The sequence below is a fragment of the Thermoanaerobacter ethanolicus JW 200 genome, assembly GCF_003722315.1.
Lineage (GTDB): Bacteria > Bacillota > Thermoanaerobacteria > Thermoanaerobacterales > Thermoanaerobacteraceae > Thermoanaerobacter > Thermoanaerobacter ethanolicus.
In genome coordinates this window covers 833,403-846,333 of the sequence record NZ_CP033580.1, presented here as the reverse complement: position 1 = coordinate 846,333, position 12,931 = coordinate 833,403, and the positions used below count along the sequence as shown (strand labels likewise).

The window sequence follows — 12,931 nt, the reverse complement described above, 5'->3', positions numbered from 1 at the left end:
CCCATTTATTATTGCGAAGCTTTCGGTTTTATCTTCATCAACATCATTGTCCCACCTGTTTGCCATCTGCCACCCCAAGTAACTGGATAAGCATATGGGTCATGTTCTGTTGGCCAATTCTCCCATGCTGCATTTGATGCTTGGAACCAGAGACCATTGTACCAAAGTGGTATAGCTGGCATATTCTTTAAGAAAATCTCTTCAAGTTGTGCAGCTGCTTGCTTGGCTTCTGGACTTCCTAGCTTTGTTTGGTTAAATTTTGCTATTAAGTCTTGTAATCCTGGCACATCAAAGCGCCCAAAGTTTCCATTATTCTGAGGACCGTTTTCTTGAACTTTGTTAAATAGCCAATTATACAAAGTCCATGGAGTTGACGTGACTTGGCTGCCAAAGTTATTAAATGATAAATCAAATGTTCCTTTCGTTAAATCCTCATAATATTTACTATAATCTGGAAATTTAGCTTCTGCATCGATTCCTACTACCTTTAATTGATCTGCAACAATTTTAGCTGCTTCCATCCAATCTGTCCAACCATATGGCACACTAATCTCTAACTTAAATCTTTTTCCATCGGGTGCTGTCCTTACTCCATCACTTCCTAATTTAAATCCTGCTGCATCCAAAATTGATTTCGCTTTTTCTGGATCATAGGTATAGCCATATTTATTAACTACATTTTTATCATAATATTCTTCCCAAGCCTTAGCCGGCACAAATCCTAATGGATTTGCTGGTTCTACTTGATTTTCATATACTTTTTCTGCTATTACCTTAGGATTGATCGCATATGCCATTGCTTTCCTTAATTCAACATTGTTTAATGGAGATTTAGTGGTATTGATAAACATAAACACAGTATTATCTGGAATCATATATGGCGGATTATCATAAAAAGTCGTTATACCGTAGTTAGCTTTCAAAGTCTTTATACCTGGAAGGAAAAAGTTACTTAAATCTAATTCACCTTTCATTAGCATTCCCAATGCAACGTTGTTACTAGGCACAATTAAATAAACTATTCTCTTTGGTGCTGGGGTCATATTCATTGCTTTTATGCCCCACCAGTTGTCATTCCTCTTGTAAACCATACGATCATTGCTATAAGTGTCAAATAAATAGGGTCCTGAACCTATAGCCTTTTCATTTGCACCATTTAACATATCATCTTTTGACTTATCTGCCCATATATGCTTTGGAATAATAGGTATTTGATATAAGTTATATGCCCATTCATGATAGTTTACAGTTGAGAACTTAAATATTACTGTTTTGTTGTCCGGTGTCTCTATAGATTGCAACCATTGCCACATTGGGCTATAATAAATCTCAGAATATTGTTTTGCTATTTCAAAGGTGAATTTTACGTCCTCTGATGTTAAAGGTTTTCCATCTTGCCATGTGAGCCCGTCTCTTAAAGTGATTTGATAAGTATTATCAGAGGTCCATTCACCTTTCTCTGCTAACCATGGTATGAATTCGTTTTTAAGCGGGTCATAGTTGAATAGTGTTTCATAAATTAATCCAACTGTACCTGTTACAGCATTCCATGGTGTTAGCGGATTCCAGTTGCTGGGCGGGCTCCATAATCCACCTCCAAAGTATACTGTTTCGTTTCTTTGATATGTTGTCTCCTGTGCAACTTGCTGTGTATTTGCATTTTGCTGGTTCGATTTATCGCTTGTTTCTTGACTCTTTTGTCCACAGCCTGCTAATGCGCCCATTATTAGCATTAACACTAATAATAGACTTAACAGCCTTCTCATCCTAAAAATCCCCCTTTTTGGTTTGTTGTTTCCTTTTATTTTAAAAAATTTTATTTTACTCCTCATATTCCCCCTTTCATTGAATTTTTTAAAACAAAAGGCCTCTCAGCCTCTTGTTTTAGGCTATCGTAAAATTGGTTTTGTATTAAATTTATAAAAACGTGTTTATTATTTGATGGATTCTTTAATATTCTACATTCTAATATCACGCATATCACTATTTAACACTACAAAAACTATATTCTAATATTTTCAAAAGAAATAAAGTTTTTAATGAACACGTTATTATTCACTTTAAAAATTTTTTACGTAATTTTTTTTACCGAACCACGAACAATTAGATTCGTGTTTAACCTAATATCCTCATATATTTTCTCTGGATTATTTATTCGATATACAAGTTGTTGAATAGCTTTTACGCCTAATTGTTGTTTAGGAACATTTATAGTAGTTAAAGGAGGATAAGAAATCGCTCCCATCTCAATATTATCAAAGCCAATCACAGAAACGTCTTCAGGAACTTTTATATTTAATTCAGACAAAGACCTCATAAATGCCAATGCAATTTTATCATTGGCACATATCCAAGCGGTTGGAAAATCAGTATCATTTACATTTATTTTCTTTTTAAAATAATCCATGTCTTCTAAAAAATTTGGCCCTTTTAAATTTATATCAAGCCACACAAATTTGTCGTCGATTTGTATCTTAAATTCTTCCATATACATAATATACGCTTGATAACGTTTTTTAAAACTATATGACCATTCGTTATTACCAATAAATCCTATTTTTTTATGCCCATTTTGAATTAAGTAATTTATTGCATCATAAATCCCTTTTTCATTCGCCGAATTGATATAGTCATTTTTCTTATTGTTACTTAACACGTGTTTACAAATATTCATAAATAAAGGCGTAACGCCTTTATTTCATAGTTAGTGCATATTTATCATTTATTTTTTCTCTTTGCATTTCAATTCTTTTACAGGATTCTCTTTCTACAAGTTTTACAGGAACAACAAATTTAGCTGTAATAGCTATTTCTTCTTCAATAGACTTAATCAAATTTTCTACCGCCAATTCCGCCATTTGCAATAAAGATGCACTCATGGTCGTCAAAGCAGGTTTTAAATAACGAGATATTGTAATATCATCAAATCCGATTATAGAAACATCTTCAGGCACTTTATATCCCATCTCTTCTAAAGCCTGCATAGCTCCTATAGCCATTTGATCGTTTGATGCAAAAATTGCAGTCGGTTTTGCTTTTTTAAATAATTTATATGCAGCTTTATAACCGCTTTCTTCAACAAAATCTCCTTTTACAATTAAATTATTTTTAAAGGGAATACCCGCTTCTTTCAATGCTTTTTTATATCCTTCTAATCTTGCAAATCCAGAAAGTTTTTCCATATCACCTGTTATATGAGCAATTTCCGTATGCCCTAAATTGATTAGATATTTTGTCGCTTCATACGCACCATTTACATTATCCATGTTCACTATAATGCTTTTGTTAAAAGCGTCATCTTCATCTTCCCTAATTTCCTGGTCGATTACAGCAGTCTTCAATCCAGCCTCAATTAAATTTTTTATATCTGGATCATCATTTTTTACTCCAATAAAGATTGCCCCATTTATAGTCTTGTTATAAAAGACTTCTCTTATTTTCTTATAATCTCTTGTTTTGTAAACAGTTATCACAAGCACGTTATAGCCTAATTGATTCGCAAAATCAATAACCGCCGTCGTAAAAGGCCCAAAGTAAACATTATCATACACCTTATGAATATCACTATTTTTCTTTAAATCAACTATCACCAATCCAATAGTTTTTGAACTTTTTCCTCTAAGCATCCTTGCTGAAGCGTGAGGAACATAATTATATTCCCTGATAACTTTTAAGACCTTTTCTTTAGTCTCAGGCGGAACATTCGGATAATTATTTATTACTCTTGAAACTGTACTACGTGAAACACCTGCAATCCTTGCAATATCCTTGCTATTCATGCACCTTACTCCTTATTAAGAGATAATTATAAATTCGTGTTTCTCTAATTATAATACAAATTTCCTTATATTTCAACAAAAGAAGCCCTCACCTGCTACAAAAAATTATTTTATTCTGTTCTCTATTTTTCAAGTCATATCTCGGTATTACGCCTGTACTTTTTTTAAATCTTACCATGCAAAGAAGTGCCATATTTTTTAACACTATATTATGCTATTATTTTTAAAAGCAATATGTTATTAAGAATCTTTATAACACAATCTTATAAACACGTGTTTACGGAATTATTATATAATATAACATTTACAAAAGTCAATATGACTTTTGATTTTCTTTTTGTTTTCAAATTATCAGACATCTTACAACAGCCTGAAGGTCGAGCTTTAGTTTTGTCGCTTTGGAACATCGGAGCGACGATGCAAAATATCTCCTTTGAAAATTTTTTAACTTTGTCAACAAACTGAGGGATAGTACATACTATCCCCTTGAATACTCAAAAACTTCAGTATATTCACTCATAAAAATGTCAATAGGTAAAACCCAATATCCGTCATTATAGTCAATATCAATACCTGTAATTTTATAATATCCTCTCCAAGGAGCCAATGAACAATACCAAACTTTTGAGTTGCTTTTATGAGCACTCCAATAATATCTCTCTCCTATATGTTTTGCTATTTCATCGACAACTGCAATTCTTTGTTGTAAAGTGGTATTGGGCACATAAAGTCCCCATGCTTCTCCAAAGTTTTCATGATAAAATCGAATAGACTCGTATATTACTCCTTTATTTGGTTCTGCAGTGAGTAAGCATTCATCATCAACGCTCCCATGATATCTTCTGCTATCGAATATAGCAGCATGTCTAATAGCACCTTGTATGTGAAATCCCGGGCTTGTGGCTAAAACAATATCGCCTATAGTAAAATTTTCAAAAGAGATATTGTTGCGATAGACTTCTTTTTTTCTTTTGGAAGAAATGTTTATCCCAAATACTTCTTCATAATATACGTTTTTTAACAGTTCATAAAGGCTGATTTTATATCTTTTCTCTTCAAACTTTTCCTCATAGGGTTTTGATATCATTATGTGGTCTCCAATTTTCAAAAATCTATTATAAAAAGTTTTTTTGGGTATTGTGTTTTTCCTTTTAATTGCCTCTTTTTGATAGAATTCTATAATGTCAATTCCTTTATATTTTTTTGTTCTATTTTCCTCCCACATATATGCATCATCTCCATGATACATATATGTGGTTAATCCCTTTTATTTGTGCATGTCTTACTTTAATGATTTGTTATATCAAAAATCATTTTCACTGCATACAACAAAGTGACAGAAATCAATATAGGCCTTATAAGCCGAGCTCCATTTTTTATAGCCAGCTTTGTCCCCAATCTTGCCCCCAGTATCATTGCTAACGCCATGGGAATTGCAATAGAATACAATATCTTACCATGTAACGCAAACATAATTAGTGAAGTTATATTGCTTACAAAATTCAGTATTTTCCCATTTCCTGCACTTATTTTAAAATCATAATTCAAAAGTGTTAAGAATAAAAAAATGTAAAATGAACCTGTTCCCGGTCCAAAAAAGCCATCATAAAAGCCAAGAATTATAGAAATTATAAGGCCTATTGCAATAGTCTTTTTATTAACGCCTTCAAATTTGTTTTCATTGCCTATATTTTTAACAAACAAGGTATATATTGCAACAAACATCATTAGAATAATTATAATTATCCTTAATTGCGAGCTATCTAACAAAAGTACAGTTTTGACTCCAAGAATTGCACCTAATAAAGTCCCAAATACCAAGTATTTTAACAAATCTCCATCATACACTCTATACTTTATAAAAGTTAAAGAACTAGTAAAAGAAGCACAAGAAGCAGCAAATTTGTTAGTTCCAAGCGCAAAAGCTGGAGGTACTCCAAGTACTAAAAGCCCTGGAAGGCTTATTATACCGCCTCCACCCGCTATAGAATCAATAAAAGCAGCTGCAAATCCTATACCGCAAAGTGCTACAATATATTCAATTGACAACGTTACCACCTCAAGGTAAATAAAATACTCCTCAATTTATAATAGCATCTCTTTTACATTTTGTCACTTATCTTTTAAAAGTCCTGCTAAAATCGCTGCAGGACTCAGGCTGTAGACAAGTTTTTTAATAAGCTTCCTCTTTTTTGCGCAAAGTGCATTTCGAAGTATCTTAGTGTGTCCCCTCTGCTCAAAGCAAGCCTTAGGCATACTTAGATACTTAAAATGCACTTAAGGATATAAGCAGGAGACTTTTAATACAATAAAAAGTTAGTCTTCAATCTGCATAGGTCTTTGCTATATTTAATAAAAACTCTTTTATTTGCTCATATTTTTCCATTTTAAATACTGCTTCCCTGAGTTTAGCGCTGCCATATAATCCCTTTAAATACCAAGCAATATGTTTTCTCATTTCAAGAATACCTGTACGTTCACCTTTGTATTCTATCATCATTTCCAAATGCCTGATAATCACTTCTATTTTTTCTTGTATTGTCGGCTCGGGAAGTAATTCTCCGGTATTTAAAAAATGTACAGTTCTTTTAAATATCCAGGGATTACCCTGCGCCCCTCGTCCTATTAAAATTGCATCGCATCCCGTTTCCTCCAACATTCTTTTTGCATCTTCTGGTGTAAATATATCGCCATTACCTATAACAGGTATTTTTACACTTTCTTTGACTTTTTTTATTATACTCCAGTCAGCTTTTCCAGAATAAAATTGTTCTCTCGTCCTTCCATGTACTGCTACTGCTTTAACGCCAACCTTTTCAGCAATTTGTGCTATCTCTACTGCATTTACATGATTATCATCCCACCCTTTTCTTATTTTAACTGTCACAGGTTTATTTGATGCTTTCACAACAGATTCCATTACTTTTTCTGCTAATTCTGGTTTCAGCATAAGTGCCGCTCCATCACCATTTTTAACTATTTTAGGGGTAGGACATCCCATGTTTATATCGAGAATTAAAGCTTTGCTATCATTTAGCCTTCTTGCTATCTCCCCCATAATATCTGGATCAGAACCAAATATTTGAAGAGCCACCTTCTCTTCCTCATCAATATCTGTCAACACTTTTGTATTTTCACTGCCATAATAAAGGCCTTTGGCACTAACCATTTCTGTGTATGCAAGGCCACAACCCATTTCTTGGCAAATCACTCTAAAAGGCTTATCTGTAACCCCTGCCATAGGAGATAAAAATACGTTATTTTTTAAAACTACATCGCCTATTTTCAAACTTATTTCATCCCTTTCGCTGTAAATCTCCTGTATATAATCCACTTACCTATATATTTTATCACATATTTTCTTCTCTCCAACAGTTTTTGCAAAAGAGAAAAGCTGCGGTTTCCCACAGCTTCAGTTTGTTGACAAAGTAAAATTTTAGCCCCTGTTTTCTTAGTACCGAAAACAGGGGCTGTATATATCTGGATAAAATTTTCTTTAAAACTCCAAATAATGGATAAAGTTTTGAAATGTCAAAGGGCCCTTTGCCCTTCCTCCATAACCATAAGGCCATTTTCTTTAAATTCATGGCAGCAAAAACAAGCATCGCTTGCATGGACAATTTTTCTTTCCCTCTTAATGTTGTCCATCGCAAACCATGCTTCTCCTTTAAATCTGCAAACACTCTCTCTATTGTCTCTTTCCTTCTCTCATATACTTCTTTACAGTAAGGTGTATGCCTTAGGTGTTCTGCTTCTTCTACATATCCTTCCCATATGTGCCTGAATATCCTCTTTGTGTAGTCTTTACTTTGGGTACACTTTTCTCTTAAAGGACAGTTTTTACATTTTTCTGGGTTTGATTTGTATTCTCTATATCCTTCTCTATTGGTTGTAACATATGTTAGTATTTCATTCTGCGGGCATATGTAACAGTCATAATATTCATCATACACAAACTCATGTTTCTTCATAAAACCGTCTTTTGTTTTTGGTCTTGTGTATGGCACTGCTGGTATTATTTCTCTATCAAATATTGTCTTTAATATGTACGGATTTTTGTATCCTGCATCTACTGCTATTGCTTTCGGTTTTCCTACCCTATTTTCAACTTCTTTTAGTACTTCTTCAAACATTACGCTGTCGTGTACATTCGCTGCTTCAACTTTTACTCCTAATACAAATCCGTTTTTATCGCAGGCTGTGTGAAAGGAATATGCAAAACATTTTTCTTTTTCATTTTTGTTTAACATTCCACTATCTGGGTCTGTTTTGCTTACTTTTACTTCTTTCGTCTTTATCGTCTTGATTTTCTTTAATGGCTTTTTTCCATGAGCTTCTCTATCTTTGTTTATTTCTTCTTCTAGTTTTTCTTGGTAAGTCTTGGCTTCTTGTTCTATTATTTCTTTTGTATATTTTTTCTTATTGGCACTTGCTTTTACGTGAGTGGAATCTATGAATACTTCCTCTGCATTTACTAACCCATGCCTTATTGCTTCTTCTAAAATCTTCGTAAATATTTTCTCAAATATGTCTGTCCCTTTGAATCTTCTTATGTAGTTCTGGCTAAATGTTGAAAAATGAGGTATTTCTTCTGTTAGTCCATACCCTAAAAACCATCTATATGCAACGTTTGTTTTTATTTCTGCTATTGTTCTTCTTATCGACGGTATACCAAAAAGATATTGAATGAACAGTATTTTTATCAATACTACTGGATCTATACTTGGTCTGCCGTGATCTTCGGAATATTTGTCCTTTACTAAATCGTATATGAAGCTAAAGTCTATGACTTTTTCTATCTTTCTTAAAAGGTGGTCTTTTGGTACTAATTGATCTATGCTTACAAATTCTATTTGATGTCTTGCATCCTGTTTCTTTGTTAACATCTTCCTTCTCCTCTCCTCTTTTGCTTTATACCACTAAAATAACAAGGAACCCTTCTCATCATAACGGGTTCCCGATATTTTGTCAACAGTCTGAAGCTGCGGTTTCCCACAGCTTTTCTCTTCTTTAGCTCCTATTTTGTATATTTTGCGTATACATATCCAAATCCGCCATTATACTGTATCTGATACCATCCATTATATTCTCCAACTACTTTTAGTTCTGTACCATATGGTACTGCTCCTATCTTCTTTGCATTTATAGAATTCCCTACTCTTACATTTAATCCGCTCTTAGCAGTGACTTTTACAGCTTTCAAAACAGTTACCTTTGACGGATTTGGCGTTGCAGCAACGTATTTGCCGTAAATGTATCCTGTTTTGCCATTGTAGTCAATCTTGTACCAGCCGTTGACTTCTTCAAGCAATGTCACAACTTTTCCGGCAGGAAGTACTCCTATAATTTTGCTTGAAGTACTTGCGCCTGCCCTCACATTAAGCGCTGATGCAGTTACAATGCCATAGTTGTATACAGGTTGTGGTGCAGGTTGTGGTTGCGGAGTTGGAGCAGGCGTTGGTTGTGGTGCTGGTGTCGGTTGTGGAGTTGGAGCAGGCGTTGGTTGTGGTGCAGGTTGTGGTTGCGGAGTTGGAGCAGGTGTTGGCTGTGTTACTGGTGATGGTGTTTCTTCTGCCACAGGAGTTGTTGATACATACCAGTAATTTTCAACAGTTGGTGTAATTGTACCATGCTCTTGAATATATCTAATCATCAAATTCCTTACCTGTCCGTCATCGCCATAAGCTTTTGCAGAATCAAATACAATTTCTGGATTTGTTATTCCAGCAGCTTGCATGAATCCGCCACCACCATTGAATCTATAGTTGTTTATTGCTACTGTGAATACATCGTCATCTTTTACAAGTTTGCCATTGACTTTGAGATTCTTAATTCTATGTCCTGCTGGTTGTGTTAAATCTATTACATAGCTTGCACCGTACAATTGGTCAAGATTGTAATCAGGTATATTCAAAGTAGGATCTTTTGTTATAGGATCATTTGGCGAGGAAACTTGTTTGTAATATCTTGCTGACCATTCCATCCAGTCCTTTAACTGTTTCCCAGTCATCTTTATTCCATACAAATAGTTTTCATATACATATACACCCATGATGTCTTGAATTGTTATATCGCCTTTCAATATCTTCGCTGAGCTGCTAAGTGGTGCAGCAATTGACAGATCAGTTTTTGCATAATATTTTTGAACTTTATTGATAAGGTCCATTATAGCTGTCTCTTTTACTGTCTGTTCAGTACCTAAGAAGTCACCTGTTGCAACACCGATTTTTGTTCCTATATATTTAAGTGTTGCATCTTGATATGGTTGTGCAAGGTTTAAAATATCTGAATCTGCTTGTACAGAATCATCCATTTTTATAGTTGCACTCCATTTGCTATCTATTTCCCATTTTCCATCAGCATTTTTGCTTATATTAAAGTTTATCTGTGATACATATTGTCCCCATCTACCAGGTTCTGTCACTATCACTGTTTCGCCTGCTGGGTTTTTATACGTATGCTGTGATATAATAGCATGTGTATGTCCTGCAACTATTGCATCAATGCCATTTACTTGCGTTGCTACAGCAATAACTTGATTTTCTGGTATTATATCTGTTGGTGACTCTTCACCAGAATGAATTGTAGCAACTATTATATCTGCTCCTGCTTCTCTTAACTTGGGTACCCACTTATTTGCTTCCTCTACAAGGTCATTGAAGTGTAATCCTGCATAGTGGTCTTTATCTTCCCATGATGGTATAGTTTTAGTCGTAAGGCCTAATATACCCACTTTTACAGGTCCTTGTGGCGTATCAAATGTCTTAATATAGTAAGGGTCAACAAAGTTTGTTCCGTCATCTTTGTAAGTATTTGCTGAAAGCACATGTATGCCTTCATTTCTCATATCATTTATAACCCTATTCAAAACGTCAAGCCCATAATTGTATTCATGGTTGCCCAATGTCCAGGTATCGTATTTCATTGCTCCCATTACTTTTGCTAATGGATACTCTGTAGTGGTATCTATCTTGTCATAATAGTAAGAAAGTGGTGTTCCTTGTATTGTGTCTCCATTGTCTACTAATACCACATAAGGATATTGCGCTCTTACCTGTTTTACATAAGTAGATACCTTTGCAAGACCTTGATTTGCTGGTTTTGCAGTATTGTAGTCCCATGGGAATATATTGCCATGTATATCTGACGTAGCAAGTACTGCTATTGTCGCATCACTCATTTTAGCCGGTGCAATTCTATTATCTATTTTTGAAGTAACTGTCTTTTGGGCTTTAACTGCATCTATGAATGCATCTCTTACAAGCTTATATGTGTCAACATAAGTTTTTACAATATCAGGGTCTGTAAATCCTGTAAAGCCATCTCCGCCAGTGCCCATAAAGTTGTTTGTCGCAACAAGATAAGTTTTATCCATGAGTATTGGCGTTCCGTCGGACTTTCTCATGTCAAATACTCTATTCATGGTGGGTTTACTTGGATCATATTTAAAGGAAAGTCCTGCAACTTGTATGCCTTTTCCTCCATCTTGAACAGCCTGTTCAAGGATAGTTTTTACTTGCGCCCCTGTCATTTTCATTGTAACTATTGTGTTGTCAAAAGGCATCAGCTGATACATCATTCCAACAGTTATATCGCCTTTTGGAATATCTATCCTAAGCCCACCATTATTGGCAAATCCAAAATCTGCTCCAACTGCATCCTTTGTCACTTGTGCTGCCCAATTGCCTAAGAGAGAGTCTCCATAAGGTTGCGCACTTTGAGTCCTTGTCAAGTCAATTGCAGCTTGACCTATCACTTCGTTAAATATTGGTCCTACATCTTGAACAGCTTTATCAACAATGGCTTGTACTTCAGGATCCACTACAGGATTTTGTGTAGAATACAAACCTGTAATATCAATGTATTGCATATCGCCTGTTGTAACTGTGCCATCATCATTTAATGTTATCTTTAAATCGATGAATCCTCTGCCATAATAGTAAGCAACCCCTACAGGAATTCCATTTACTCTTGTAGTGACAATTGAATGTGTATGTCCACCAAATATCGCATCTACACCTTGAACTTGCTTTGCAAAGTCTATAAGATTGCCTGTTACATTACCTGACTTATCTTGATATGCGCCCATATGTGCCAGTACAACAACTATTTGCGCACCTTGTTGTCTTAACTGCTGTGCTAAGTCATTTACAATTGGAACAGGATCTTTAAAATCAACATTTTGTATATATGCAGGCATTATTATATTTGGAAATTCTTTATTGTCTACGATGCCAATTATGCCGATTTTTACTCCATCTTTTTCAATCATTACATAGGGTTTTACATAATTCACCAATTGCCCCGTTGTTTTATCATACACATTTGCTGCAAGAACAGGAATTGTAGAATTTTTCAATGTAGCATTTTGCGTATCAATTACCGAATCAATTCCCCAATCATATTCATGGTTTCCAAGAGTCATTGCATCAAAACCAATATTTTTCATCATTTCAATGACTGGTTGTCCTTTTAAGACGTTGGAAAGCGGCGTTCCCTGGAACATATCTCCGCCAGATAAAATTACAGTTCTGTCAGGATTTTGAGCTTTTATGTCTTTAATTTGTTTTGCCAAAACACCTGCTATTTGCTGCTTATAAATTGTTCCATCACTTAATTTACCGTCATTTTGTAAATAACCGTGAAAATCGGTGACTTCTATAAAGTCAAATGTTTTTGACGTTGCAGCAAAGGCTATCTGCGGTACCGCAGAGAAAAACATGCTAAATACCATTATTGCTGCAACAAATATTGCAAGTATCCTTGGCCTTGACCTAAACATTTACATCCTCCTTTTACTAGTATTTTTGTTCTTAGAAAACAAATAGATTTTCAACAACCACCTCCATAAAAATTACAGGAAAAATTTTAGACTTTTTAAGTATACCAGCGGAGTGTTAAATATAAGTTAAACTATTATTAATTTTGTGTAAAGTACATCATACATCAGATGTCAGACAAGTCTTAATATAATTATATAAAAGACTTTTTTGACCTTCAACAGCGATTTAGGGCAATATCACATGTTTATTCCCAATTTTACTCCCATTTGCTCTTTATTTTATACGTTTACTTAGTATTGTAAACATTTTTAAATTTATAACGATAGCTTTCATTACAATAGGGATGTGCAAAATTAATTAAAATAATCA

Annotated in this window: 8 protein-coding genes; all 8 read right to left on the bottom strand. The window is 34.4% G+C overall.

The window, feature by feature from the left end; translation table 11 throughout:
- Positions 1-8: 8 nt before the first annotated feature.
- The 8 genes from EB239_RS04080 to EB239_RS04045 all read right to left on the bottom strand — a co-directional run bounded on the left by EB239_RS04080 (position 9) and on the right by EB239_RS04045 (position 12,561).
- Positions 9-1,766, bottom strand: coding sequence for an ABC transporter substrate-binding protein (locus tag EB239_RS04080; protein ID WP_003869876.1), 1,758 nt, complete (start codon positions 1,764-1,766; stop codon positions 9-11).
- A 305-nt stretch (positions 1,767-2,071) separates the two neighbouring features.
- Entirely contained in the window at positions 2,072-2,674 is a 603-nt protein-coding gene (locus EB239_RS04075) for a substrate-binding domain-containing protein (protein WP_003869877.1), read from the bottom strand.
- Between the two features lie 19 nt (positions 2,675-2,693).
- Positions 2,694-3,779, bottom strand: coding sequence for a LacI family DNA-binding transcriptional regulator (locus tag EB239_RS04070; RefSeq protein WP_003869878.1), 1,086 nt, complete (start codon positions 3,777-3,779; stop codon positions 2,694-2,696).
- Between the two features lie 478 nt (positions 3,780-4,257).
- Positions 4,258-5,028, bottom strand: coding sequence for a hypothetical protein (locus EB239_RS04065; protein WP_003869879.1), 771 nt, complete (start codon positions 5,026-5,028; stop codon positions 4,258-4,260).
- A 38-nt stretch (positions 5,029-5,066) separates the two neighbouring features.
- Positions 5,067-5,828: a TSUP family transporter gene (locus EB239_RS04060; protein ID WP_003869880.1), complete on the bottom strand. Its 762-nt coding sequence runs from the start codon at positions 5,826-5,828 to the stop codon at positions 5,067-5,069.
- Between the two features lie 274 nt (positions 5,829-6,102).
- Complete coding sequence (gene dusB / locus EB239_RS04055) at positions 6,103-7,068, bottom strand: tRNA dihydrouridine synthase DusB (protein WP_042835457.1); 966 nt, start codon at positions 7,066-7,068, stop codon at positions 6,103-6,105.
- A gap of 61 nt (positions 7,069-7,129) precedes the next feature.
- Positions 7,130-8,665 (bottom strand): IS1182 family transposase, encoded by a 1,536-nt coding sequence (locus EB239_RS04050; RefSeq protein ID WP_003869882.1) that lies wholly within the window; start codon positions 8,663-8,665, stop codon positions 7,130-7,132.
- 131 nt (positions 8,666-8,796) lie between these two features.
- The gene (locus EB239_RS04045) at positions 8,797-12,561 is read right to left on the bottom strand and encodes a 5'-nucleotidase C-terminal domain-containing protein (protein WP_003869883.1); all 3,765 of its coding nucleotides are present in this window, start codon (positions 12,559-12,561) and stop codon (positions 8,797-8,799) included.
- Positions 12,562-12,931: the final 370 nt, after the last annotated feature.

Bases quoted from the DNA above. Each gene is read 5' to 3' on its own strand.
- EB239_RS04080 (WP_003869876.1), bottom strand. From the start codon at position 1,766: ATGAGAAGGCTGTTAAGTCTATTATTAGTGTTAATGCTAATAATGGGC.
- EB239_RS04065 (WP_003869879.1), bottom strand. From the start codon at position 5,028: ATGTATCATGGAGATGATGCATATATGTGGGAGGAAAATAGAACAAAA.
- EB239_RS04050 (WP_003869882.1), bottom strand. From the start codon at position 8,665: ATGTTAACAAAGAAACAGGATGCAAGACATCAAATAGAATTTGTAAGC.
- EB239_RS04045 (WP_003869883.1), bottom strand. From the start codon at position 12,561: ATGTTTAGGTCAAGGCCAAGGATACTTGCAATATTTGTTGCAGCAATA.
- EB239_RS04075 (WP_003869877.1), bottom strand. From the start codon at position 2,674: ATGAATATTTGTAAACACGTGTTAAGTAACAATAAGAAAAATGACTAT.
- EB239_RS04070 (WP_003869878.1), bottom strand. From the start codon at position 3,779: ATGAATAGCAAGGATATTGCAAGGATTGCAGGTGTTTCACGTAGTACA.